Annotated in this window: 23 protein-coding genes and 1 other RNA gene; 15 read left to right on the forward strand and 9 right to left on the reverse strand. The window is 59.5% G+C overall.

Features of this window, described 5'->3' with window-relative positions; genetic code table 11:
* Positions 1 to 140: 140 nt before the first annotated feature.
* The 4 genes from ccoN to ccoP are packed head-to-tail and all read left to right on the forward strand — an operon-like array spanning position 141 to position 3356.
* Positions 141 to 1583, forward strand: coding sequence for a cytochrome-c oxidase, cbb3-type subunit I (gene ccoN / locus AC1DIG_RS05015; RefSeq protein ID WP_054593208.1), 1443 nt, complete (start codon positions 141 to 143; stop codon positions 1581 to 1583).
* Positions 1583 to 2191, forward strand: coding sequence for a cytochrome-c oxidase, cbb3-type subunit II (ccoO, locus tag AC1DIG_RS05020; RefSeq protein ID WP_054593209.1), 609 nt, complete (start codon positions 1583 to 1585; stop codon positions 2189 to 2191). Before ccoN ends, ccoO begins: the two co-directional genes overlap by 1 nt.
* A 5-nt stretch (positions 2192 to 2196) precedes the next feature.
* Positions 2197 to 2382: a CcoQ/FixQ family Cbb3-type cytochrome c oxidase assembly chaperone gene (locus AC1DIG_RS05025; RefSeq protein ID WP_003175465.1), complete on the forward strand. Its 186-nt coding sequence runs from the start codon at positions 2197 to 2199 to the stop codon at positions 2380 to 2382.
* Positions 2379 to 3356, forward strand: coding sequence for a cytochrome-c oxidase, cbb3-type subunit III (gene ccoP, locus AC1DIG_RS05030; RefSeq protein ID WP_477766391.1), 978 nt, complete (start codon positions 2379 to 2381; stop codon positions 3354 to 3356). The genes AC1DIG_RS05025 and ccoP overlap by 4 nt, the downstream gene beginning before the upstream one ends.
* An 81-nt stretch (positions 3357 to 3437) precedes the next feature.
* Here ccoP and AC1DIG_RS05035 read toward each other — a convergent pair whose 3' ends face one another.
* On the reverse strand, positions 3438 to 4460 hold the full coding sequence (locus tag AC1DIG_RS05035; RefSeq protein ID WP_477766392.1) for a metallophosphoesterase family protein: 1023 nt from the start codon (positions 4458 to 4460) through the stop codon (positions 3438 to 3440).
* Between the two features lie 66 nt (positions 4461 to 4526).
* A complete protein-coding gene (locus AC1DIG_RS05040; protein ID WP_477766393.1) occupies positions 4527 to 4910 on the reverse strand; it encodes a hypothetical protein in 384 nt (127 codons plus the stop codon).
* Positions 4911 to 5049: 139 nt separating this feature from the next.
* Between AC1DIG_RS05040 and ccoG the strand changes: the two genes are divergently transcribed.
* The 8 genes from ccoG to AC1DIG_RS05080 all read left to right on the forward strand — a co-directional run bounded on the left by ccoG (position 5050) and on the right by AC1DIG_RS05080 (position 13564).
* Complete coding sequence (ccoG, locus tag AC1DIG_RS05045) at positions 5050 to 6465, forward strand: cytochrome c oxidase accessory protein CcoG (protein WP_477766394.1); 1416 nt, start codon at positions 5050 to 5052, stop codon at positions 6463 to 6465.
* An 11-nt stretch (positions 6466 to 6476) separates the two neighbouring features.
* A complete protein-coding gene (locus AC1DIG_RS05050; protein WP_477766395.1) occupies positions 6477 to 7010 on the forward strand; it encodes a FixH family protein in 534 nt (177 codons plus the stop codon).
* Positions 7011 to 7151: 141 nt separating this feature from the next.
* Positions 7152 to 9602 carry a heavy metal translocating P-type ATPase gene (locus AC1DIG_RS05055; RefSeq protein ID WP_477766396.1) on the forward strand — a complete coding sequence of 817 codons (2451 nt, stop codon included), beginning with the start codon at positions 7152 to 7154 and terminating at the stop codon, positions 9600 to 9602.
* 22 nt (positions 9603 to 9624) lie between these two features.
* Complete coding sequence (ccoS, locus tag AC1DIG_RS05060) at positions 9625 to 9855, forward strand: cbb3-type cytochrome oxidase assembly protein CcoS (RefSeq protein ID WP_347929440.1); 231 nt, start codon at positions 9625 to 9627, stop codon at positions 9853 to 9855.
* Positions 9848 to 10531, forward strand: a complete 684-nt coding sequence (locus tag AC1DIG_RS05065; protein ID WP_477766397.1) for a sulfite exporter TauE/SafE family protein — start codon at positions 9848 to 9850, stop codon at positions 10529 to 10531. Before ccoS ends, AC1DIG_RS05065 begins: the two co-directional genes overlap by 8 nt.
* Before the next feature lie 208 nt (positions 10532 to 10739).
* Positions 10740 to 12122 carry an oxygen-independent coproporphyrinogen III oxidase gene (gene hemN, locus AC1DIG_RS05070; RefSeq protein ID WP_477766398.1) on the forward strand — a complete coding sequence of 461 codons (1383 nt, stop codon included), beginning with the start codon at positions 10740 to 10742 and terminating at the stop codon, positions 12120 to 12122.
* A gap of 80 nt (positions 12123 to 12202) precedes the next feature.
* Complete coding sequence (fnr, locus tag AC1DIG_RS05075; protein ID WP_477766399.1) at positions 12203 to 12937, forward strand: fumarate/nitrate reduction transcriptional regulator Fnr; 735 nt, start codon at positions 12203 to 12205, stop codon at positions 12935 to 12937.
* 78 nt (positions 12938 to 13015) lie between these two features.
* Entirely contained in the window at positions 13016 to 13564 is a 549-nt protein-coding gene (locus tag AC1DIG_RS05080) for an adenine phosphoribosyltransferase (RefSeq protein ID WP_477766400.1), read from the forward strand.
* A gap of 138 nt (positions 13565 to 13702) precedes the next feature.
* Here the strand turns inward: AC1DIG_RS05080 and AC1DIG_RS05085 are convergent, their stop codons facing one another.
* The 4 genes from AC1DIG_RS05085 to dnaX all read right to left on the reverse strand — a co-directional run bounded on the left by AC1DIG_RS05085 (position 13703) and on the right by dnaX (position 18439).
* Complete coding sequence (locus tag AC1DIG_RS05085; protein ID WP_477766401.1) at positions 13703 to 14851, reverse strand: acyl-CoA dehydrogenase family protein; 1149 nt, start codon at positions 14849 to 14851, stop codon at positions 13703 to 13705.
* Positions 14852 to 15022: 171 nt separating this feature from the next.
* Complete coding sequence (recR, locus tag AC1DIG_RS05090) at positions 15023 to 15625, reverse strand: recombination mediator RecR (RefSeq protein ID WP_477766402.1); 603 nt, start codon at positions 15623 to 15625, stop codon at positions 15023 to 15025.
* Between the two features lie 302 nt (positions 15626 to 15927).
* The gene (locus tag AC1DIG_RS05095; protein WP_008028561.1) at positions 15928 to 16266 is read right to left on the reverse strand and encodes a YbaB/EbfC family nucleoid-associated protein; all 339 of its coding nucleotides are present in this window, start codon (positions 16264 to 16266) and stop codon (positions 15928 to 15930) included.
* Between the two features lie 67 nt (positions 16267 to 16333).
* Entirely contained in the window at positions 16334 to 18439 is a 2106-nt protein-coding gene (gene dnaX / locus AC1DIG_RS05100) for a DNA polymerase III subunit gamma/tau (RefSeq protein WP_477766403.1), read from the reverse strand.
* A 145-nt stretch (positions 18440 to 18584) separates the two neighbouring features.
* Here dnaX and AC1DIG_RS05105 point away from each other — a divergent pair, with 145 nt between their 5' ends.
* Positions 18585 to 19343: a substrate-binding periplasmic protein gene (locus tag AC1DIG_RS05105; RefSeq protein ID WP_477766404.1), complete on the forward strand. Its 759-nt coding sequence runs from the start codon at positions 18585 to 18587 to the stop codon at positions 19341 to 19343.
* A gap of 3 nt (positions 19344 to 19346) precedes the next feature.
* Here the strand turns inward: AC1DIG_RS05105 and AC1DIG_RS05110 are convergent, their stop codons facing one another.
* Entirely contained in the window at positions 19347 to 21047 is a 1701-nt protein-coding gene (locus AC1DIG_RS05110) for a putative bifunctional diguanylate cyclase/phosphodiesterase (protein ID WP_477766405.1), read from the reverse strand.
* A gap of 490 nt (positions 21048 to 21537) precedes the next feature.
* Between AC1DIG_RS05110 and AC1DIG_RS05115 the strand changes: the two genes are divergently transcribed.
* Together AC1DIG_RS05115 and AC1DIG_RS05120 are read left to right on the forward strand one after the other, a co-directional pair.
* The gene (locus AC1DIG_RS05115; RefSeq protein ID WP_054593225.1) at positions 21538 to 21852 is read left to right on the forward strand and encodes a helix-turn-helix domain-containing protein; all 315 of its coding nucleotides are present in this window, start codon (positions 21538 to 21540) and stop codon (positions 21850 to 21852) included.
* 136 nt (positions 21853 to 21988) lie between these two features.
* Positions 21989 to 22357, forward strand: coding sequence for a VOC family protein (locus AC1DIG_RS05120; RefSeq protein ID WP_477766406.1), 369 nt, complete (start codon positions 21989 to 21991; stop codon positions 22355 to 22357).
* Between the two features lie 118 nt (positions 22358 to 22475).
* Here the strand turns inward: AC1DIG_RS05120 and ffs are convergent.
* Together ffs and ligA are read right to left on the reverse strand one after the other, a co-directional pair.
* An RNA gene (gene ffs, locus AC1DIG_RS05125) (signal recognition particle sRNA small type) lies at positions 22476 to 22572 on the reverse strand.
* Positions 22573 to 22775: 203 nt separating this feature from the next.
* Positions 22776 to 25133 carry an NAD-dependent DNA ligase LigA gene (ligA, locus tag AC1DIG_RS05130; protein ID WP_477766407.1) on the reverse strand — a complete coding sequence of 786 codons (2358 nt, stop codon included), beginning with the start codon at positions 25131 to 25133 and terminating at the stop codon, positions 22776 to 22778.
* Positions 25134 to 25219: the final 86 nt, after the last annotated feature.

Here is a 25219-nt window from a genome sequence, read left to right on the forward strand (position 1 = left end):
CGCGGAGCATGGAAAGGCCGCAGAATCAGCTTTTGAAAGCATTGACGCGGGTCATGGCGCGTTGCAATGACCCCCCGCTTTCTCCATACTTGCGACCGATTTTTATCCCTAATAAAACACCTAAACCGTGGAACCTTAGAATGAGCACAGCAATCAGTCCGACTGCTTATAACTATAAGGTAGTCCGCCAGTTCGCCATCATGACGGTGGTCTGGGGGATCCTTGGCATGGGGCTCGGTGTCTTCATCGCCTCACAATTGGTCTGGCCGGAGTTGAATTTCGGCCTGCCGTGGACGACGTTTGGACGCCTACGCCCGTTGCACACCAACCTGGTGATTTTCGCCTTCGGTGGTTGTGCACTGTTTGCCACTTCTTATTACGTCGTGCAGCGAACCTGCCAAACGCGACTGATTTCCGACAGCCTCGCTGCCTTCCACTTCTGGGGATGGCAGGCTGTAATCGTTGGCGCGATCGTTACCTTGCCGCTGGGTTACACCACCACCAAGGAATACGCGGAACTGGAATGGCCCCTGGCTATCCTGCTGGCTATCGTCTGGGTCACCTACGGCCTGGTGTTCTTCGGCACCATCGTCAAGCGCAAGACCAAGCACATCTACGTCGGTAACTGGTTCTACGGTGCCTTCATCGTCGTGACGGCGATGCTGCACATCGTCAACCACGCGTCCTTGCCGGTCAGCTTCTTCAAGTCCTACTCGGCGTACGCCGGTGCGACTGACGCCATGATCCAGTGGTGGTACGGCCACAACGCGGTAGGTTTCTTCCTGACCACCGGGTTCCTGGGGATGATGTACTACTTCGTACCGAAACAGGCCGAGCGTCCGATCTACTCGTATCGCCTGTCGATCGTGCACTTCTGGGCACTGATCACCCTGTACATCTGGGCAGGTCCGCACCACCTGCACTACACCGCACTGCCGGACTGGGCTCAGTCGCTGGGCATGGCGATGTCGATCATCCTGCTGGCGCCAAGCTGGGGCGGCATGATCAACGGCATGATGACCCTCTCGGGCGCCTGGCATAAGCTGCGTACCGACCCAATCCTGCGCTTCCTGGTCGTGTCCCTGGCGTTCTACGGCATGTCGACCTTCGAAGGCCCGATGATGGCCATCAAGACCGTCAACTCGCTGTCGCACTACACCGACTGGACCATCGGCCACGTACACGCCGGTGCCTTGGGCTGGGTAGCGATGATTTCGATCGGTGCGTTGTACCACATGATCCCGAAAATCTTCGGTCGTGCGCAGATGCACAGCATCGGCCTGATCAACACGCACTTCTGGCTCGCGACCATCGGTACCGTGCTGTACATCGCTTCGATGTGGGTCAACGGCATCACCCAGGGCCTGATGTGGCGTGCAATCAACGATGACGGCACCCTCACCTACTCGTTCGTCGAAGCCCTGCAAGCCAGCCACCCTGGTTTCATCGTTCGCGCCCTGGGCGGTGCGTTCTTTGCCAGCGGCATGCTGTTCATGGCGTACAACGTGTTCCGCACCGTACGCGCCTCGAATCCGGAAGATGCTGAAGCCGCCGCTCAGATCGCTGTCGTTGGAGCTCACTGATGAAGCATGAAGCAGTCGAGAAGAATATTGGCCTGCTGGCCTTCTTCATGGTCATCGCCGTCAGCATCGGCGGCCTGACCCAGATCGTCCCCCTGTTTTTCCAGGACGTGACCAACAAGCCGGTTGAAGGCATGAAGCCACGCCCGGCGCTGGAACTTGAAGGCCGTGACATTTTCATCGCCAACGGTTGCGTCGGCTGCCACTCGCAGATGATCCGTCCGTTCCGTGCTGAAACCGAACGTTATGGCCACTACTCGGTAGCCGGTGAAAGCGTTTGGGACCACCCGTTCCTGTGGGGCTCCAAGCGTACCGGTCCGGACCTGGCCCGCGTTGGCGGTCGTTACTCCGATGACTGGCAGCGTGCGCACTTGTACAACCCGCGCAACGTGGTGCCTGAGTCGAAAATGCCGGCTTACCCGTTCCTCGTGGAAAACAAGCTCGACGGCAAGGACACCGCGAAGAAAATGGAAGTCTTGCGCACCCTCGGCGTTCCTTACACCGACGAAGACATCGCCGGTGCAAAAGATGCCGTGAAGGGCAAAACCGAAATGGACGCGCTGGTGGCCTATCTGCAAGGCCTGGGCACCATCATCAAAAGCAAACGGTGATCTGGATGGATATCGGGATGATTCGTGGCCTGGGCACCGTTGTCGTGATGGTTGCCTTTATCGGTCTGGCGCTGTGGGTCTTCAGCCCCAAGCGCAAGTCGGAGTTTGAAGACGCGACCTTGCTGCCTTTCGCGGATGATCCCGAAGCCATCAAGCACGTCGAGCAAGCTTCTAGGAGTAACAAAGAATGACTACGTTCTGGAGTCTGTACGTCACAGTCCTCAGTCTGGGTACCATCTTCGCCCTGACCTGGCTGCTGCTGTCGACCCGCAAGGGCCAGCGCGCCGAGCAGACGGATGAGACGGTTGGCCACGCCTTCGACGGGATCGAGGAATACGACAACCCGCTGCCGAAATGGTGGTTCATGCTGTTTGTCGGCACCATCATCTTCGCCCTCGGCTACCTGGCGCTGTACCCGGGCCTGGGCAACTGGAAAGGCCTGCTGCCGGGTTACGGCTACCTCGACAACGAGAAGCAGACCCCCTTCGCCAACGGCCAGTCCGGCTGGACCGGCGTTCACGAGTGGGAAAAGGAAATGGCCAAATCGGATGCCAAGTTCGGTCCGATCTTCGCCAAATTCGCAGCCATGCCAATTGAAGAAGTTGCCAAGGACCCACAAGCCCTGAAGATGGGTGGCCGCCTGTTCGCCTCCAACTGCTCGGTTTGCCACGGTTCCGACGCAAAAGGCGCTTACGGCTTCCCTAACCTGACCGACGAAGACTGGCGTTGGGGCGGCGAGCCACAAACCATCAAGACCACCATCATGGGCGGCCGTCACGCGATGATGCCAGCCTGGGGTGAAGTGATCGGCGAGCAAGGCGTCAGCGACGTTGCCGCGTTCGTGCTGACCAACCTCGATGGCCGCAAGCTGCCGGAAGGTGCCAAGGCCGACCCGGTTGCCGGCCAGAAGATTTTCGCTGCCAACTGCGTGGCTTGCCACGGTCCGGAAGGTAAAGGCACCCCAGCCATGGGCGCACCTAACCTGACCCACCCGGCCGCGTTCATCTACGGTTCGAGCTTCGCTCAACTGCAGCAGACCATCCGTTACGGCCGTCAGGGCCAGATGCCTGCGCAAGAACAGCTGCAAGGCAACGACAAGGTTCACCTGCTGGCCGCTTACGTCTACAGCCTGTCTCACGGTGAGAAGGCGGCTGACGCCCAGTAAGGCAAACGCCTGACTGCAACACCAAACGGCCCCGCCAGTGATCTGGCGGGGCCGTTTTCATTTCAACAACCGTGTGGACGCTTACTTGACCGGGATGGTCGAAATAACTTTACGGCTGGGCCAGTTATTACCTTGCACACGACTGACTGTCAGGCTGCTGCGATCCGCCGAAAAACTGGTAATCAGGTAGGTCTGCTGGGAAGCGCCACCGCTCAGGAACACCGGCACATCACCAAAATAGTCGTGTTTGTTCCAACTGAAGTATTCACCAGAACTCTCGTGATAGTGCCCGGCGAACACTGCCGTGACCTTGTAGTCCTGAATCATCTTCTTGAACCGGGCAATCTGCTCAGTACTCCCCTTCCAGCGATCAGGTTTATGCATATTGAGAATAATAACCCGACCTTGACTGTGCGCCTGCTGCAGATCGCGCTCCAACCAATCCAATGCATCGGTAATTTCAAAGTTGATTTTATTCAATGGAAATCCGGACGCAAAATTCACCGCATAAGTAGGCTCGTTATTTAGTTGAACCAGGTGAACATCGCCCATTTTTTTGGAGTAAGCCAGGCTGCCATAAAAAATCTTTACCCTACCCTCGCTTCTGGCCGCCAGATCCATATTGCCAACCTTGCCCCAATACCTGTCTTTCAGTGCCAGAATGCTCTCGGCTGCACAGCCATTCTCGGGAAAACTACAGTCGTCCACATTGTTTTCGTAATCGTGATTACCCAGACCGTAGTCATAGTTATCACCCAGCGTGCTTTCAAGCAGGGACTTAACCGTCGAACGCTGCCAACCATGCCCGAAAGCCGTCATGTCGCCGTTGATCATGACGGGAACATGAGCCGGATCCGTACTGAAATTCTTTCTGAAACTGGCCACATCCGAGTACTGGGTCTCGATCAGCCACTTGGAGCGCTTCTCCTTGTCAGAGCTCGACTCTTGCGCACCACTGTCGGAACTTTCAGTCCACGGGTACTGTGGATCAGAGGTAAAGATCATATGAAGGGGTGATGTATCCGCCAACACCACACTTGAAATACCCAACCCTAAACCAAACACTGCACAAGCCAACCGCTTGCGAACACACAAAAACGCCATAGAGTTCCTTCTCCATTAATACTTATATTTTAGTTTGTCAGCGCTTGACTCATGCGCCACCAGAACTTATGCCGACAGAATCAAAAAAACAAATCCCCCCACACCAACATTTAATAAAGCATATTGCCGAGCCCATGATGACGGCGCACACAACATCGGCAAATTTGACGAATACATGCCAATGTAATTATCACTGACGGTGCAGCCGCGGAGACTTCGAAGCGTCGCGCCCCGTTTACCGCCCCCGATCGCAGTGATGACAAAAAGCGCACTTCCGGTAGGCTCGACAGCCTTGGACAAGGTCGCCTGCCTTAAGCTGCATCGACTCGAAGTGTTGCGGTCATCCGCTGCGCTCTGTAGCTCAAGCGCCTGGCTCATCGCCGAAGAACAGGGTTCGGCTATAGTCAATTGACGTGGATCATGTTTTGTTACATCTGCTACACCATTCATGATTTTTCCCCAACGCGACCAAAGGTCGCACCCTTGGACTAGAGCGACAGGCGTATCATTGCGCCACTGCAACAGCCTTTTTTGACCGCGGTCGGCACGTACTGACCGGGGCATTTTTCCACTGCCGTGGGATGCAATGATGAGCAACCAGATTCCGGTACACGACGTCACCCCGCCCTCCAAGAACGCAAATAACAGCGTCGACCTCTACGCCTCTCGGGAAAAAATCTACACCCGCGCCTTCACCGGCCTGTTCCGCAACCTGCGAATGGTCGGCGGTGCCGTGTTGTTCCTGCTGTACTTCGGTACGGTCTGGCTCAATTGGGGCGGTCACCAGGCAGTCTGGTGGAACCTGCCGGAGCGCAAATTCTTCATCTTCGGTGCGACCTTCTGGCCACAGGATTTCATCCTGCTGTCCGGCCTGTTGATCATCAGCGCCTTCGGCCTGTTCTTCATTACCGTGTACGCCGGACGCGTCTGGTGCGGCTATACCTGCCCGCAGAGTGTCTGGACCTGGATTTTCATGTGGTGCGAGAAGGTCACCGAAGGCGACCGCAATCAACGCATCAAGCTCGACAAGGCACCGATGAGTGCCAACAAGTTCTTGCGCAAGTTCAGCAAACACAGCCTGTGGCTGTTGATCGGCTTCGTCACCGGCATGACCTTCGTCGGCTACTTCTCGCCGATTCGTGAACTGACGATCGATTTTTTCATGGGCCAGGCCGATGGCTGGTCGTATTTCTGGGTCGGTTTCTTCACCCTCGCCACTTACGGCAATGCCGGCTGGTTGCGCGAACAGGTGTGCATCTACATGTGCCCTTACGCGCGCTTCCAGAGCGTTATGTTCGACAAGGACACGCTGATCGTTTCCTACGACCCGCGCCGCGGCGAAGCCCGTGGCCCGCGCAAAAAAGGTATCGACTACAAGGCTCAGGGCCTGGGCGACTGCATCGACTGCACCATGTGTGTCCAGGTGTGTCCGACCGGTATCGACATCCGTGACGGCTTGCAGATCGAGTGCATTGGCTGTGCCGCCTGCATCGATGCCTGTGACAGCATCATGGACAAGATGGACTACCCGCGCGGCCTGATCAGCTACACCACCGAGCACAACCTGTCCGGGCAAAAAACCCATAAACTGCGTCCGCGCCTGATCGGTTACGCGCTGGTGTTGCTGACCATGATCAGCTTGCTGATCACTGCGTTCTTCATGCGCTCTCTGGTCGGCTTCGATGTCAGCAAGGACCGCGTGCTGTACCGCGAAAACGCCGAAGGCCGGATCGAGAACGTCTACAGCCTCAAAGTCATGAACAAGGACCAGCGCGACCACACCTACGTGCTGGAAGCCTCCGGGCTGCCGGATCTCAAGTTGCAAGGCAAGCGCGAGATCAAGGTGGCTGCGGGCGAAATCTTCAGCATGCCGATCGAGCTATCGAGTGCACCGGATCAATTGCCGTCCAGCACCAACGAGGTGAAATTCACCCTCAAGGATGCCGACGACAACAGCGTCCACGTTGAAGCCAAGAGCCGATTCATCGGCCCACAAATTCGTTGAGAGAAGTCATCATGCCCGCAGCAACTGCCACCAGCCCCTGGTACAAGCACCTCTGGCCATGGATCATCATCGGGATTCTGACCTGTTCGGTGACCCTGACCCTGTCCATGGTGACCATTGCCGTCAAAAACCCGGATAACCTGGTCAACGACAATTACTACGAGGCGGGCAAAGGCATCAACCGTTCGCTGGACCGCGAGTTGCTGGCCCAGACCCTGCTGTTGCGCGCCAACGTGCATCTGGATGAGGTGACTGGTGAAGTCGATGTGCGCCTGACCGGCAACAGCACACCCGCGACCCTGGAACTGAACCTGATCTCGCCGACCCAGCCGGAAAAAGACCGCAAGATCACCCTGACCCGCAGCGAGACTGAACCGGGTCGTTATATCGGCCAGTTGACCGACAAGATCGAAGGCCGGCGCTTCGTCGAGTTGCTGGGCAGCCAGGACGATCACGTGTGGCGAATGTTCGAAGAAGAACAGATCGGCCACGACAAGAATCTGCTGCTCGGTGACGAACCGCTGCAAGGCGCGGAAGACCAGTAGTAGTAACACCTGCGCTTCGCGCATCGCGAGCAAGCTCGCTCCCACACTGGACCTGTATTCGCAGAACTAATGTGGGAGCGAGCTTGCTCGCGATGAGGCCCTGTCAGACGACACAGATTCTGCGGTACCAGTGAATACCTGATGACCACACCCACCCCCTGCTACCACTGTGCCCTGCCCGTCCCGCCCGGCAGCCGGTTTACCGCCGTCATCCTCGGCGAAACCCGCGAGCTCTGCTGTCCGGGTTGCCAGGCCGTGGCCGAGGCGATTGTCGCAGGCGGGCTGGAGCACTATTACAGCCACCGCAGCGAGGCCTCGGCCAACCCCGAGGCCTTGCCGGTGCAACTGGTGGACGAACTGGCGCTGTATGACCGCGCCGACGTGCAACAACCGTTTGTTCGCCACGAAGGCGAACTCGCTGAAACCACCTTACTGATGGAAGGCATCAGCTGCGCGGCCTGCGGCTGGTTGATCGAGAAACACCTGCGCAGCCTGCCGGCCGTGGCCGAGGCGCGCCTGAACCTGTCCAACCATCGCTTGCACGTGCGCTGGGCCGACAGCCAGTTACCATTGAGCCAGGTGCTCAGCGAACTGCGCCACATCGGTTACGCCGCCCACCCCTACCAGGCCGATCGTGCCAGCGAACAACTGGCCAGCGAAAACCGCCTGGCCTTGCGCCAACTGGGCGTCGCCGGCTTGCTGTGGTTCCAGGCAATGATGGCGACCATGGCCACCTGGCCGGAATTCAATATCGACCTCAGCCCCGAGCTGCACACCATCTTGCGCTGGGTCGCGCTGTTCCTGACTACACCGATTGTGTTCTACAGCTGCGCGCCGTTTTTCAAAGGCGCAATGCGCGACCTGCGCACCCGCCACCTGACCATGGACGTTTCCGTTTCGCTGGCCATCGGCGGCGCCTACCTCGCAGGGATCTGGACCTCGATCACCGGCGTCGGCGAGCTGTATTTCGACGCGGTCGGGATGTTTGCACTGTTTCTGTTGGCGGGCCGCTACCTGGAACGCCGCGCTCGCGAGCGCACCGCCGCCGCCACCGCGCAACTGGTGAACCTGCTGCCCGCGTCGTGCCTGCGCCTGAGCGCGGACGGCCAGAGCGAGCGCATCCTGCTCAGCGAGTTGCGTCTCGGTGACCATGTTTTGGTGCATCCCGGCGCCATCCTCCCGGCCGATGGCAAAATCCTCGATGGCCAGTCGAGCATCGATGAGTCGCTGCTGACCGGCGAGTACCTGCCGCAACCCCGGACGCTCGGCGATGCGGTGACGGCCGGCACCCTGAATGTCGAGGGCGCGCTGACCGTCGAAGTGCTGGCACTGGGTCAGGACACTCGCCTTTCGGCCATCGTCCGCCTGCTGGATCGCGCTCAGGCCGAAAAACCACGCCTGGCAGAAATTGCCGACCGCGCTGCGCAGTGGTTCCTGCTGCTGTCGTTGATGGCCGCCGCGGCCATTGGTCTACTCTGGTGGCAGCTGGACGCGTCCCGTGCGTTCTGGATCGTGCTGGCGATGCTGGTCGCGACCTGCCCGTGCGCCTTGTCGCTGGCCACGCCGACCGCGCTCACCGCCGCCACCGGCACCTTGCACAAACTCGGCCTGCTGCTGACCCGCGGCCACGTGCTGGAAGGTCTGAATCAAATCGACACGGTTATTTTCGACAAGACTGGCACGCTCACCGAGGGCCGTCTGGCCTTGCGTTCGATTCGAGCACTGGGCGCACTCGACAGCGATCAGTGCCTGGGCCTCGCCGCCGCTCTGGAAAACCGTTCTGAACACCCGATTGCCCGCGCCTTTGGCCGAGCGCCGCTGGCCGCCGAAGAAGTCCTCAGCACCCCGGGATTGGGCCTTGAGGGCCTGGTTGGCGAACAGCGCCTGCGCATCGGTCAACCGGCGTTTGTCTGCGAACTCAGCGGCTGCGCTGTGCCGGCAATCCCGGATGAAGCCGGCCAATGGCTGTTGCTTGGCGACAGCCATGGCGCGCTGGCCTGGTTCGTGCTCGACGACCGTCTGCGCAACGACGCACCGGTGCTGCTCGCGGCGTGTAAAGCACGCGGTTGGCGCACGCTGCTGCTGTCCGGTGACAGCTCGCCGATGGTTGCCAGTGTCGCCGCCGAATTGGGTATCGACGAGTTCCGCGGCGGCTTGCGTCCGGATGACAAGCTGCAGGTGCTCAAGCAGTTGCACCAGCAAGGCCGCAAGGTGTTGATGCTCGGCGACGGGGTCAACGACGTGCCGGTGCTGGCCGCCGCCGACATCAGCGTGGCCATGGGCTCGGCCACCGATCTGGCGAAAACCAGCGCCGACGCGGTGCTCCTGTCCAATCGCCTCGACGCCTTGGTGCAAGCTTTCAGCCTGGCTCGACGTACACGCCGGGTAATCATTGAAAACCTGCTGTGGGCCGGACTGTACAATGGCCTCATGTTGCCGTTCGCCGCCCTCGGCTGGATCACTCCGGTGTGGGCCGCGGTCGGCATGTCGATCAGTTCGCTGACCGTGGTGCTCAATGCACTTCGCCTGACTCGCATGCCGAGCCAGCCAAGCGCCAGTGCCACGCCAGTCACCCGCCCGCTACCGGTTTGATCCGGTCAGGCATGGAGTCCAGATGCCAGCTCTTTATGTGATGATCCCGGCAGCGCTGCTGATCGTCGCCATCGCCATTTACATTTTCTTCTGGGCGGTCGACAGCGGTCAGTACGACGACCTCGACGGTCCGGCCCACAGCATCCTGTTCGACGACCAGGACCCGAGCCATCAGGCAGCAGTCGATGAAGCCAGTGGTCACTCGCCGACCGATCCGGCCAAGCCGAACGACAAGGCCCCGCCGCATGCTTGAGTTGGCGCCACTGCTGGTTTCTGCGGTGATCCTTGGCCTGCTCGGCGGCGGGCATTGCCTGGGCATGTGCGGCGGGTTGATGGGCGCGTTGACCCTGGCGATTCCCAAGGAACAACGCAGCCGGCGCTTCCGTCTGCTGCTGGCGTACAACCTCGGGCGGATTCTCAGCTACGCCTCTGCGGGCCTGCTGATCGGCCTGGCGGGATGGGCGGTGGCCAACAGCCCGGCGGCGATGTTTATGCGGATTCTCGCCGGTTTGCTGCTGATCGCCATGGGCCTGTACCTGGCCGGCTGGTGGAGCGGCCTGACCCGCATCGAAAGCCTGGGGCGCGGCCTGTGGCGCTACATACAGCCAGTTGCCAACCGCTTGCTGCCGGTATCGAGCCTGCCGCGCGCGTTGCTGCTCGGCGCACTCTGGGGCTGGCTGCCGTGCGGTTTGGTCTACAGCACACTGTTGTGGTCTGCCAGCCAGGGCAATGCCATCGACAGCGCGTTGTTGATGCTCGCGTTTGGCCTTGGCACCTGGCCGGTTTTGTTGGCCACTGGCCTTGCGGCCGAACGGGTCACGGCGTTACTGCGCAAACGCAGCGTGCGCATGACCGGCGGCTTGCTGGTGATCCTGTTTGGCATCTGGACCTTGCCGGGGCCACATCAGCATTGGTTGATGGGGCATTAGATCGGCGGTGCTCCCATCGCGAGCAAGCTCGCTCCCACAGGGATTTTGTGAACACCGAAGATCCAATGTGGGAGCGAGCTTGCTCGCGATGAGTTCGTCACAGACACCACAAGCCCCGACCGTGTGACCCTTGATGCAAATCAAGATGCCCCAACGTCGCACCCCCTAGACTCGCCAACACTGCCAGCCTATCCGGGGGAATGCCCGCATGCTCGACGCCATTCGTTGGGACACAGATCTGATCCGCCGTTACGACCTGGCGGGACCACGCTACACCTCGTATCCGACCGCGGTGCAATTCAACAGCCAGGTCGGCACTTTCGATCTGTTTCATGCCCTGCGCGAAAGCCGCAAGGCCCTGCGCCCGCTGTCGCTGTATGTGCACGTGCCGTTCTGCGCAAACATCTGCTACTACTGCGCCTGCAACAAAGTCATCACCAAGGACCGCGGCCGCGCCCTGCCCTATTTGCAGCGCCTGGAACAGGAAATCCAGCTGATCGCCTGTCACCTGGACCCGAACCAGAAAGTCGAGCAACTGCATTTCGGCGGCGGCACCCCGACCTTTCTCAGCCATGACGAATTGCGTCAGTTGATGGCGCAACTGCGCAAGCATTTCAACCTGCTGGACGATGACTCCGGTGATTACGGCATCGAGATCGACCCACGGGAAGCCGACTGGTCAACCATGGGCCTGCTGCGCGAACTGGGTTTCAACCGGGTCAGCATCGGCCTGCAAGACCTTGACCCTGCCGTACAGCGTGCGGTCAATCGCCTGCAAAGCCTGGAAGAAACCCGTGCGGTGATCGAGGCGGCGCGCACCTTGCAGTTTCGCTCGATCAACATCGACCTGATCTACGGCCTGCCCAAGCAAACCGCCGAGAGCTTCGCCCGCACGGTGGACGAAGTCATCAGCCTGCAACCGGATCGGCTCTCGGTGTTCAACTACGCGCACCTGCCCGAACGTTTCATGCCTCAGCGGCGAATCAACAGCAGCGACCTGCCGGCAGCCGCCGAAAAGCTGAACATGCTTCAGCGCACCATCGAGCAACTGACCGCCGCCGGTTATCGCTACATCGGCATGGACCATTTCGCCCTGCCGGATGATGAACTGGCCATCGCTCAGGAAGAGTCGACGCTGCAACGCAACTTCCAGGGCTACACCACCCACGGTCATTGCGACCTGATCGGCCTTGGCGTGTCGGCCATCAGCCAGATTGGTGATTTGTACTGCCAGAACAGCAGCGATCTGAATCAGTACCAAAACACTCTGGCCAGCGCGCAACCGGGCACCAGTCGTGGATTGCTGTGCAACCAGGACGACCGTCTGCGGCGGGCAGTGATTCAGCAGCTGATCTGTACGTTCAGCCTGGCATTCGCCCAGATCGAGCAGGCTTTCAACATCGATTTTCGCGGCTACTTCAGCGAGCTCTGGCCGCAGTTGCAGGCCATGGCCGAGGATGGCCTGATCGAACTCGACAACGAAAAAATCGTGGTCCTGCCGGCCGGGCGGCTGTTGGTCCGCTCGGTGTGCATGGTCTTCGATGCGTACCTGGAACAACAGAATCGCCAGCGTTTCTCTCGGGTGATTTAAGACACCGCAAGCTGGCCTCAGGGTCATTGTGTGAGTTACCCTTACATCTTATGTGTGTTTCCCCCACAAGGATCTAAGAAATGTCCGAGCCAGTTAAACTGCGCGCTCACAGTCAGGCACATTGCAAGGATTGCAGCCTGGCCCCCCTCTGCCTGCCACTTTCTCTGAATCTGGAAGACATGGATGCGCTGGACAATATCGTCAAACGTGGTCGCCCGCTGAAAAAAGGCGAGTTTCTGTTTCGTCAGAGCGACCAGTTCGATTCCGTTTTTGCAGTACGCTCCGGCGCGTTGAAAACCTTCAGCCTGAGTGATGGCGGCGAAGAACAGATCACCGGCTTCCACCTGCCGAGCGAACTGGTCGGCTTGTCGGGTATGGACACCGAGAGCCACCCGGTTTCGGCCCAGGCGCTGGAAACCACCTCGGTATGCGAAATCCCCTTCGAACGCCTTGATGAACTGGCCCTGCAACTGCCGCAATTGCGCCGCCAATTGATGCGCGTGATGAGCCGCGAGATTCGTGACGATCAGCAGATGATGCTGCTGCTCTCGAAGAAAACCGCTGACGAGCGCATCGCCACGTTCCTGGTCAACCTGTCGGCCCGTTTCCGCGCACGTGGATTCTCTGCCAACCAGTTCCGCCTGAGCATGTCGCGCAACGAAATCGGCAACTACCTGGGCCTCGCGGTGGAAACCGTGTCCCGGGTATTCACGCGCTTCCAGCAAAACGAACTGATTGCCGCCGAAGGCAAGGAAGTGCACATCCTCGACCCGATCCAGCTGTGTGCACTGGCCGGTGGCTCGGTCGAAGGCTGACTTTGCGATTGCGGCCGAGCGAACCCGCCCGGCCGCAGTTATACTTCGCCGTTTGTAGCCTGCCAGGACACCTCGACGATGGTCATCGACTCCTTCGACATCAAATCCCTGATCCGCCCCGTGATCGATTTTCCAAAGCCGGGCGTGATCTTTCGCGACATCACTCCGCTGTTCCAGTCCCCAAAGGCCCTGCGCCTGGTGATGGACAGCTTTGCCCACCGCTACGTCGAGACTGACTTCACGCACATCGGCGCCATGGATGCGCGCGGCTTCCTGATCGGCTCGATCCTCGCCTATCAGTTGAACAAGCCACTGGTGCTGTTCCGCAAGCAAGGCAAACTGCCGGCTGACGTGCTGTCCGAGGGGTATCAGACCGAATACGGCGAAGCCTTCCTTGAAGTCCACGCCGACAGCCTCTGCGAAGGCGACTCGGTGCTGATGTTCGATGACCTGATCGCCACTGGCGGCACGCTGATCGCTGCGGCCAATCTGGTTCGACGTATGGGCGCACGGATTTTCGAAGCGGCGGCCATTATCGACCTGCCGGAACTGGGCGGCTCCCAGCGACTGGAAGACATGGGCATCCCGACGTTCTGTCTGACGCAGTTTTCGCTGAGCGAAAGATAAGTCGGCGTCGTCACTGCCGCCATCGCGAGCAAGCTCGCTCCCACATAGATCTTCGGTGTACACAAATCTTGTGCATGACAAAGATCAACTGTGGAAGCGAGCTTGCTCGCGATGGCGCCAGCCCCGGCACCGCCTCATTCAAAGCCCCATCTGCTTGCTGATGATCTCGTTCATCACTTCCCGCGTACCGCCCCCGATCGAAAGGATCCGGTTGTCGCGGTACAGCCGTTCCACCAGACTTTCACGCATGTAACCCAGCCCACCAAGGATCTGCACCGCGTCGCTGGTGATGCGATCGGCCATGTCGGTGGCAACATTCTTGGCCATGGAAATTTCCTTGATCACGCTCTGCCCCGCCGCCATTTTCGCTGCCTGGCGATAGGTGAACTCCCGGGAGACTTCCAACGCCGTGGCCATCTCCGCCAAGCGATGCTTGAGCACCTGAAACTTGCCAATCGGCTTGCCGAACGCTTCGCGTTGCCGAGCCCATTTCAGGCTTTCTTCCAGCGCCAGTTGCGCAGTCATGTTGGCCATCAACGCCAGCGCCAGGCGCTCATTTTGAAAGTTGCCCATGATGCAGGCAAAGCCCATGTTCTCGACGCCGATCAGGTTGCCCACCGGCACGCGGCAATCATCGAAAAACAGCTCGGCAGTATCCGACGCCCACCAGCCCATTTTTTTCAGCTGACGACCGACAGTGAATCCCGGCGTGCCCTTCTCGATCAACAGCAGGCTGATACCGCCAAAACCCGGCTCGCCGGTGCGCACCGCTACGGTATGGAAATCCGCACAAACACCGCTGGTGATAAAGGTTTTGCTGCCACTGACCCGATAGTAATCGCCGTCACGCACGGCGCGGGTTTGCAGGTTGGCCACATCAGAGCCGCCGCTGGGCTCGGTAACCGCCAGCGCGCTGATTTTTTCACCGCAAAGGACTTGCGGCACCACTCGGTCACGTACCTCGGGCCTGGCCCATTTGAGGATCGGTGGCAGGCCGATGTCCAGCGAGCCCAGCCCCGCCACCAGCCCGCCGGAACCACAGCGCATCAGCTCTTCACTGGCGGCGATCTTGGCGAACAGGTCACCTTCGTGGCTGCCACCCAGCGCTTCGGGATAGCCAATGCCGAGAATCCCCGCAGCGCCGGCCTTGAGGTAGAGCTCGCGGGGGAAGCCCTCGGCCTCCTCCCACTGATCGATGTCCGGCAGAATCTCGCGCTCGACGAAACGTCGCACGCTGTCGCGGACCAACTGATGGCTGGGGTCGAAGTATTCCTGAAAGGCAGGCATCGGCGAGCTCCACTGAAGGTTCAGCGAACTTACCGAGCGCTTGCTTGGTTTTCAATAAAATTATGTGAATCAGGGAGACCTAGTCGCCCGAATCGCGAGCAAGCTCGCTCCCACAAATACGACGCTAACCTTGTGGGAGCGAGCTTGCTCGCGATGGCGTCAGTTCATGCGCTACAGAACGATCGGCTTACGCCCGGCAAACGAATGCGCCAATGTCCCACCATCCACCAGCTCCAGCTCCCCACCCAACGGCACACCGTGGGCGATGCGCGAGGCGATCAGGCCTTTATTGTTCAGCAACTGGGCGATGTAGTGCGCTGTCGCTTCACCTTCAACCGTCGGGTTGGTGGCGAGGATGACTTCAGTGAACGTACCCGCCTCTTCGATCCGTGACATCAGTTGCGGAATACCGATGGCTTCCGGCCCCAGACCGTCGAGTGGCGATAAATGCCCCTTGAGCACGAAGTAGCGACCGCGAAACCCGGTCTGCTCCACGGCATAGACATCCATCGGCCCTTCGACCACGCACAGCAAGGTGTCGTCGCGACGAGGGTCCGCGCATTGCGGGCACAGATCGTCTTCGGTCAGGGTGCGGCACTGTCGGCAATGGCCGACCCCTTCCATGGCCTGACTCAGGGCCAGCGCCAGCCGCGAGCCACCGCTGCGATCACGCTCGAGCAGTTGCAACGCCATGCGCTGGGCGGTTTTCTGACCGACACCGGGCAAGATGCGCAAGGCGTCGATCAGTTGGCGAATCAAAGGGCTGAAGCTCATGGGAAAAGGTCCGACAAAACAACGAGACGCGGTTTATACCTGCGCCTCTGGCCAGCGTCAAATGCTCATCTGCGGTGTCACGCTCGAAGTTTCTTCAGAGTTACCGAGTCGACTTCATCGCGAGCAAGCTCGCTCCCACAGGGGATTTACAGTGTGACATCAATCGCGAACGCCCCCCTATCCAATGTGGGAGCGAGCTTGCTCGCGAAGGCGGCCCTAGAGACGCCGCATGCTCTCCTGCCGAAAAAAAATGCCAGGCTAAGTGCCTGGCATTTTTGTAGACCATCCGACGCGTCAGCGAATCAGAATGGCAGTTTCATGCCCGGTGGCAGTTGCATGCCTGCGGTCATGCCGGACATTTTGTCCTGGCTGTTGGCTTCGATCTTGCGCACGGCGTCGTTGACGGCAGCAGCAAACACGGCCTCCAGCATCTCCTTGTCGTCCTCGCTCAGGCCTTCTACCAGGCTTGGATCGATGGTCACGCGCTTGACGTCGTGACGACCAGTCATCACCACGGTGACCATATCGCCACCGGCTTTACCAGTGACTTCGGCGTTGGCCAGCTCTTCCTGCATCTTGGCCATCTTTTCCTGCATCTGTTGCGCCTGCTTCATCAGGCCGGCCATGCCACCTTTCATCATGGGAATCACCTCAAAAGTACTTGGATCAAAACAGCGTCCGGCCCAATGGGCCAAACACCTTCAGTTATTAGCCCTGGCTGACCAGAGCCTCGACAGGTTCAATAGTATCGTTACGGATCACCGCGCCGAACTGTTGCATCATTTGCTGGATGAACGGATCGCCGTGGATCGAATCCTCAGCCTCGCGCTGGCGGTCGGCACGTCGACGCGAAGCCGCCTGGGCCGGGGTTTCCTGCTCCGGCTTGATCAGCTCGATGCTCACCGTCAGGGTGCGCTGGTGATACTGGTTCAGCGCATCGTTCAGCCGGCGTTGTTGAGTCGCGTTGAACAGCGCGCTGTGGGCCGGGTCCAGGTGCAGCAGCCAGTGATCGCCATCGACTGCGATCAGCGTGCAGTTGGCGGCGATGCTGCCGGTCATGCCGGAAATCGGCAATTTCGGGAACAGCTCCAGCCATTGCAATGCCAGCCCGGTGGCCGGCATCGCGGCCGGTTCAGGTTCGGGGGCCGGCGCAGGTTCTGCGGCGTGCTCACTGGCCAGCTCATCGAGGTAACTATAGGCCGAATCCATGTCCGGCTCGATGTAGTCCTCGTCCAGCGGCGGCTCGTCATCCAGGTCCATGCCCGGCGTGGCGGCGTCGATGTCAGCCACCGACGGCTCGGGAATCGGCGCGGCAGCCCACTCAGGTGCATCAGGTACAACGCTGTCCGGAGTCGGCGTCGGCATGGGTGTCAGATCAGGCTGTTCGGCGGTCGTCTCCAGCACCGGCTCGACGGCCGGTTGCTGCACGATCTCAGGCTCTATCGGATCGTTCCAGGGCAAATCGACGACTTCTTCGACGATGGCCACAGGCTCAGCCACCACCTCGACCACCGGCGCCGGCACGACCACCGGAGCAACAGGCGCGGGTGCGGGTGCAATCACCTCGGCAACCGGCTCAACCGGCGTCGCAGCGACAGGTGCAACGGCAACGGGAGCAGGCGCGACTGCCGGCGCAACACGCGGTGCGCCAGCCACTGAGTTTGCGGAATCAACTGTGGCCTGGCTGATCCCCACTGGCTTTAGCGGCTGCCTCGGTGCGTCTGCAGTGTCTGCCGGGCGGAACGCGAGCATTCGCAGCAAGACCATTTCGAACCCACCGCGCGGGTCCGGTGCCAGCGGCAAATCGCGACGGCCAATCAAGCCCATCTGGTAATAGAACTGCACGTCTTCAGCCGGCAAGGCCTGAGCCAGTGCCAACACCCGGTCGCGGTCGCCATGACCGTTATCGACGCCTTCGGGCAAGGCCTGGGCAATCGCCACGCGGTGCAGCACGTTAAGAATTTCCGACAGCACGCCGTTCCAGTCCGGGCCCTGCTCGGCCAGATGCCGCACCGCTTCGAGCAATGCCTTGGCGTCGCCATCAAGCAACGCGTGCAGGACATCGTAGACCTGACCGTGATCAAGCGTGCCGAGCATTGCTCGCACGTCGGCCGCCATGACCTTGCCTTCACCGAAGGCAATGGCCTGGTCGGTGAGGCTCATGGCATCGCGCATCGAACCGTCGGCAGCCCGGCCCAACAGCCACAGCGCATCGTCTTCGAACGGCACATTCTCGACGCTCAGCACATGGGTCAAATGCTCGACCACACGCTCCGGCGTCATGTTTTTCAGCGAGAACTGCAGGCACCGCGACAGAATCGTTGCAGGAAGTTTCTGCGGATCGGTAGTCGCCAGGATGAACTTGACGTAGGGCGGTGGCTCTTCGAGGGTTTTCAACAGCGCATTGAAGGAATGGCTGGAGAGCATGTGCACTTCGTCGATCAGGTAGACCTTGAAGCGTCCACGGCTCGGCGCGTACTGCACGTTATCGAGCAGCTCACGGGTGTCCTCGACCTTGGTCCGGCTTGCGGCGTCGATCTCGATCAGGTCGACAAAGCGCCCTTCATCGATTTCGCGGCACACCGAACACTCGCCGCACGGCGTCGAAGTGATACCGGTCTCACAGTTCAGACATTTGGCAATGATCCGCGCGATGGTGGTCTTGCCCACACCGCGGGTACCGGTAAAAAGATAGGCGTGGTGCAGCCGCTGGCTGTCCAAGGCATTGATCAGAGCCTTGAGCACATGGGTCTGGCCGACCATTTCGCGGAACGAGCGCGGACGCCATTTACGTGCAAGAACCTGATAACTCATCGAAAACCGTCGCAACTGGGAAGCGGAAGCGGGTAATGCTAGCGGAGCAAGGCCAAAATTGCATCCGGTGTGCTCGGCTAATCTGGCTAAGCTGGTCTTTGGATCCGTTTTAATCGGCTCCTGCCGGTCTTTTGCTGGAGAGTTTATGCGTTCTGCCTTGGGGGCTTTGCTGTTGATCAGCGTCAGCGCTGCTGGTGCGCCTGCACCCTTGCGCTTTGCGATCACCGACAGCTGGGCCATGCCCATGGTGCAAATCGAGCACGGTCGGCCAACCCAGGGCATTTTGTACGATGCGATGCTCAGCTTGGCCACACAACTGGGTCTGCCGGCCGAGTTTCACGTGCTGGCCCGCGCACGCGTGCAAAGCGCCATGGAGCACGGGGAAATCGACATCCGCTGCTATGCGGCGCAATCCTGGCTGCCAAATCAGTCCGGCGACTATCTCTGGAGCGTTCCATTGTGGTTTCAGCGCGACGTACTGGTCAGCAAGCAAGGCGCTCCTGCCTCGATCATCCCCGCCAGCCTTTCTGTGCAGCCGATCGGCACCGTACTCGGCTACAGCTACCCGACCCTGCAACCGCTATTCGACAGCGGCCAACTCAAACGCGACGATGCGCGCAATCAGGAACAGGTGTTGAAAAAACTGGCGGCCGGCCGAAATCAATATGCTGTCAGCAATCAATGGGCCCTGGACTGGTTCAACCTGCAAATGATGCCTGACCGGCCATTGCGGGCAGTCGCGGTGTTGCAGGAGCAAAACGTCGGTTGCTACGTGCGTAACGACCCAAAACTACCGGTCCAGTTGATTCTGCAAACGCTGCTCAAGATGAAAATGTCCGGGGAAATCGACGACATCATCAGGCTCTACACCGGAACCAGCGAACCGACCCAGGCCTATCAGTAAGCCTCAGACCGCCTGGTCCAGCGCCTGCCACCGGGTCGGAGCGACGAAGGCCTCGACCCAACCCGGCACCTCGCTGGCCGGCATCGGCCGCGCGATGAAATAGCCCTGCGCCACCTCGCAGCCCAGGCGCAACAGCAACTCGCCATGCTCGATGCTTTCCAGGCCCTCGGCGATCACCTCTCGCCCAAACGCCCGGGCAAGACCAATGACTGCTGTGGTCAACGCCAGATCATCACGATCGTGCAGTATGTCGCGCACAAATGACTTATCGATCTTGATGGTTTGCGTGTGCAGACGCTTGAGGTAACTCAGCGACGAATAACCCGTGCCAAAATCTCCCAGAGAAAACCTCACGCCCAGCGCCTGACAGGCCTGCAGGCAGGTGCTGACGTGCTGAATATTTTCGATCGCCACCGACTCGACAATCTCCAGGTCAAGCAACTGGGGTGCAACCCAGGTGTGCCGTTCGAGCACGTTTTTGAGCCGATCAAAAAAGTCCGCCCGCTGAAAATGCCGGGCAGCGATGTTGACACTGACCGGCCAGCGTTGACCGTCCTTTTGCCATTGAGACAACTGCGCCAGAACCTGCTCCATCACCCATTCGCCGATATCGACGATCAGGTCCGTCTCCTCCACAAATGGCAAAAACTCCCTGGGCGGCACCAGGCCGTTTTGCGGATGCTCCCAGCGCAACAGCGCCTCAAAGCCAACCACCGCACCGCAGCGCATATTGACCTTGGGCTGAAAATGCAGGCGCAACTCATTGTTGAGCAAAGCCTGACGCACCCGTGCAACTGTCTGGTGAGTCGCCTTGACCTCTTGGTCGCGCACCACATCAAACAGGTGGAAACGGTTACGCCCGCTCTGCTTGGCCACGTACATTGCCTGATCGGCGTGGCGCAGCAGGGTTTCCGCATCTTCGCTATCGACCGGGAACAACGTGACACCGATGCTGGCAAACACATTGATGTCCTTGCCCAGAATCGAATACGGCGCAGAGATCGCCCCCAGCACTCGATGCAACGCCGCGCGCAATTCCGGCATATCGCGCACAAAACGCAAAATCAGCACGAACTCGTCCCCGGCCAGCCGCGCCACCACGTCCTCGCCGCGAACGATGGTGCGCAGACGCTTGGCTACTTCGACCAGCAACAAGTCGCCGCTGGCGTGACCATAGCCGTCATTGACCGCCTTGAAGCCGTCAAGGTCGAGCATGCACACCGCCAACGGCACGTTCTCGATGCGGGAATAATCCAGGGCCTGCTCGAGCAACTCGGAGAGATACGCCCGATTGGGCAGGCCGGTCAGGACGTCATGGCCGACCCGCCATTGCAGTGAGTGCAGCAACTGACGCTTTTCACTGATATCGAAGCAAATCGACAGATACCGATGGACCCGTCCGGTCGACTCATCCAGCACCGGCACCATGGTGCTGTCGACCCAACTCAGGCTACCGTCCTTGGACCGGTTACAGATTTCGCCCTTCCAGACTTTGCCCAAGGCAACCGTGCGCCACATCGTTGTGAAGAAATCGTCAGGATGCAGACCTGAATTGAGGATGCGGTGGTTGGCCCCCAACAACTCCTCGCGACTGTAGCCAGACACCGCGCAAAACAAATCGTTGACGTAAGTAATGCGCCCCGACAGGTCTGTCTCGGAAAAAATGGCGGCTGCATCTACGGCCCTGCGGTACTTCTCATCCATGAGTCCGGCTCACTGTGGCTAGCGGTTGTACCGCTCGACCAGCGCACAACGCCCGGAAGAGATGTTTTGAAAGATGCGGCACTGCGCAGAGGGTCGCAGCGCGTGATGCTGCCTGGGCAACATCCTTGCAATAGAGCGGGCCGGCAAATTCAGATGCACGTTAAAACTCCATAAACAGCATTTGATGGCCCCCGAACAGACGAAGATCAACTAGGCTCATAGGCCTCGCACAAACACGTCAAAAACGCCGACTCTGGTAATATTGAAACGGCATTTCGCCTCGTCAGCGGCGTCTCTGCACACCCTGCGAGGTAACGCAATGCTGGCTGTCTCACATTGCCTGGACTTATGAAGCCAGGTCACCAAATGCCTGTACGAAACAGGGATTCTACGAAATACATCACATTTTGCAAAGCAAGGTGATGGATCATGCAGTTGTCTAATGCAAAAATCTATCGTTAAGTTCTTGATTCTAAATGGGAATTGAGCGATGCAAATTTCAAGTTTGGGTCCAGCCATACGGCGCTATCGCAAGGTGGCGGGGCTTACTCAGGCTGAACTCGGCGAAAAAACCGGTTTTGACCCCAAAACCATCAGCCGCTTCGAAACCGGCACCTATACCCCCAGCGTGGAAGCCCTGTTCATGCTTGCCGATGTGCTGGGAGTGAAGCTCAAAGCGTTTTTTGCCGATCTTGGCGACGAAGACGAACAGCGAGCGTATTTGTTCGGTGTCATACACAAAGCCACCCCGAAGGATCTGGGAAAGCTGATCGCGGCGGTAGACCAGGCCTTGTCCAAGCCTTAGAGCCAGAAACAAAAAAGAGCAGGCAGGTGTATTGGATTAATACACCTGCCTGCTCTTTTGCTATCGACTACTGACAGAAACTGACAGCCCGACCGTCTAGGCTTGAGCCATCAACGCCAACGACATCGGAGTCGCCATGAACGCCCAACACTACCTGCTGCTATACGTCGACAGCCCCGCCACCAGCGCCAACTTCTACAGCCGCCTGCTGGACAAACCACCGGTTGAACTGCAACCGACCTTCGCACTGTTCATTCTTGATTCAGGGCTAAAGCTTGGGCTGTGGTCCAGGCACACCGTGGAACCTGCGGCCGAAGCGGCGGGCGGTGGCGGAGAACTGGGATTTTCGGTGGCCGACAAAGAGACGGTCGACACGCTGTACGCCGCATGGACCGAACAAGGGCTGCGCATCGCCCAAGAGCCGATTGCACTGGATTTCGGCTACACCTTCGTGGCGCTCGATCCGGATGGGCATCGGTTGCGGGTGTTTGCGCTTTCGGAATGACGGTGAAGTTATTTCGGACGAAACAAGGCATCGATCAGGAAAGATCAATGAGATAGAAGTTCTGGATTTTTTGAGGATCACAAGCCTTGCGAATGAAGGCTTGGCGTTAAGGTGGCGACCCCACCAGCCACACCCCGGCACACAATGTTCCCGCTGTGGCTGCTTCCTTCCGGATCTGACCAGGTTCACGGGTAATCGTTGCGGGGGGACCGATGGGGTCACCATAACGACGCTCACCTGACGGCGAGCCGCGCCATTGTACCTATCTGAGACGAAGTTACAACCGTTCGCGCAGATTAAAAAATATGAGCCGGGTCAAGGACATGCGTTGGTCTTGAAAAGATCGCAGCCTTCGGCAGCTCCTACATGTAAATGTCATCCCCTGTAGGAGCTGCGGACGGCTGCGATCTTGCCGACGTCAGGCAGTAATGCCGTGCCCGGCCAAAAACGCCACGAACGCTTCTTCGTCCAGCACCTTCAACCCCAGCTCATTGGCCTTGACCAATTTGGAGCCGGCGCCGGGCCCCGCCACCACGCAATAAGTCTTGGCCGACACCGAACCCGCCACCTTGGCGCCCAGGCTTTCGAGCTTGTCCTTGGCGACGTCGCGACTCATCAGCTCCAGAGAGCCGGTGAGCACCCAGGTCTGGCCTGCCAGCGGCAAGCCTTCGACGACTTTCTTCTCGCTTTGCCAGTGCATGCCGAAGTCGCGTAATTGCTTCTCGGCATCCAGTGCCAACTGACGGTTCTGTTCGATGGCAAAGAACTCCCGAACGGCGTTGGCCTGCTTCTCCGGCAGCGCCTGGCGCATGTCCAGCCAGTCGGCGCTGATGATCGCTTCCAGCGAACCAAACTTGTCGGCCAGCTTCTGCGCCCCGCCCGGTCCGACCGAGGGAATGTTCAGCTTGTCGATCATCCCGCCCAGCGTGGTACTGGCGGCAAACTCGGCACCCAATTCGCCCTGATCCTGAATCTCCAGGCCATGCTTGAGCAGTTCTTCGATCACCTTCCGGTTGTGCGCATCGTCAAAGAAGCTGTGAATCTCGTAGGCGACCTCCAGACCGACATCCGGCAAGTACGTCAACACTTGCGGCAATGCCTGCTGAACCCGCGCAAGCGATGCCAGCGAACGCGCCAGAACCTTGGCCGTCTCTTCGCCGACATCCGGAATACCGAGGGCGTAGATGAAGCGCGCCAACCCCGGCTTCCTGCTGTCGGCAATCGCACTGAGCAGGTTCTTGCTCGACAGCTCGGCGAACCCTTCGAGGTCGACGATCTGTTCGAAACTCAAGGCGTACAAATCCGCCGGCGAGCCGACCAGGCCTTCATCCACCAACTGCTCGACACTCTTCTCGCCCAGGCCCTCAATGTCCATGGCCCGGCGCGAAACGAAATGGATGATCGCCTGCTTGAGCTGCGCCCCGCAGGCCAGACGCCCGACGCAGCGATACACCGCACCTTCGCTGACCGTTTCGCGGCCCTTGCTGCGCTTGACCAACTGCGTGCGCTCGACATGCGAACCACAGACCGGGCAGCACTCGGGAATCTGCACGGGACGGGCGTTTTCCGGGCGACGCTCGGTAACCACTTGTACCACTTGCGGGATCACGTCACCGGCGCGGCGAATGATCACCGTATCGCCGATCATCAAGCCCAGACGCGCGACTTCATCCATGTTGTGCAATGTCGCGTTGGACACCGTCACACCCGCCACTTTCACTGGTTTCAAGCGTGCAACCGGAGTGACCGCACCGGTTCGGCCGACCTGGAATTCCACATCGAGCAGCTCGGTGAGTTCTTCCATCGCCGGAAACTTGTGGGCAATCGCCCAACGCGGCTCGCGCGCCCGGAAGCCCAGTTCACGCTGCGAGGCGAGGCTGTTGACCTTGAACACCACACCATCGATTTCATAAGGCAGCGCGTTGCGACGCTCGCCAATGTCACGGTAGTAATCCAGGCATTCACCAATGCCCTTGGCCAGTTTCAGCTCGTGACTGACCGGCATGCCCCACTGCTTGAGTTGCTGCAGATTGCCAATGTGCGTGTCGGCAATCTCCGCCGAAACCTGGCCGAGACCGTAGCAGCAAAACTCCAGTGGACGACTGGCAGTAATCTTCGAATCCAGCTGACGCAAGCTGCCTGCCGCGGCGTTGCGCGGGTTGGCGAAAGTTTTGCCGCCGACTTCCAGTTGCGCGACGTTCAGACGATCGAAACCGGCCTTGGACATATACACTTCGCCGCGCACTTCCAGGGTCATTGGCCAGCCGCTGCCCTGTAGCTTGAGCGGAATATTGCGCACAGTGCGCACGTTGACGCTGATGTCTTCACCGGTGGTGCCATCACCGCGAGTAGCGCCACGCACCAGCATGCCGTCCTGATACAGCAAGCTGACCGCCAGGCCATCGAGCTTTGGTTCGCAGCTGTACTCCACCTCGGCGCCACCGCCAAACAAATCGCCGGCCGGCAAATCCAGACCTTCGGTGACCCGGCGATCGAACTCACGCATGTCGTTTTCTTCGAAGGCGTTGCCGAGACTGAGCATCGGCACTTCGTGCCGCACTTGAGTGAACGCCGCAAGCGCCGCACCGCCAACCCGCTGGGTCGGCGAGTCGACAGTGACCAGCTCGGGGTTTGCCGTTTCCAGCGCCTTGAGCTCATGGAACAGCCGATCGTATTCGGCGTCCGGAATGCTCGGCTCGTCGAGGACGTAGTAACGGTAGTTGTGCTGATCCAGCTCAGCGCGCAGCTCTAGAATGCGTTTTTCAACGACGGTCATGGGTGCTCTCTCATAAAGCAAAAGAGCAGCCGAGGCTGCTCAATCTATTTTGCTGGTCGCCCCGCGTCCGGCGCGGGAACAACCGA

It is taken from the genome of Pseudomonas sp. 05N431 (assembly GCF_056397005.1).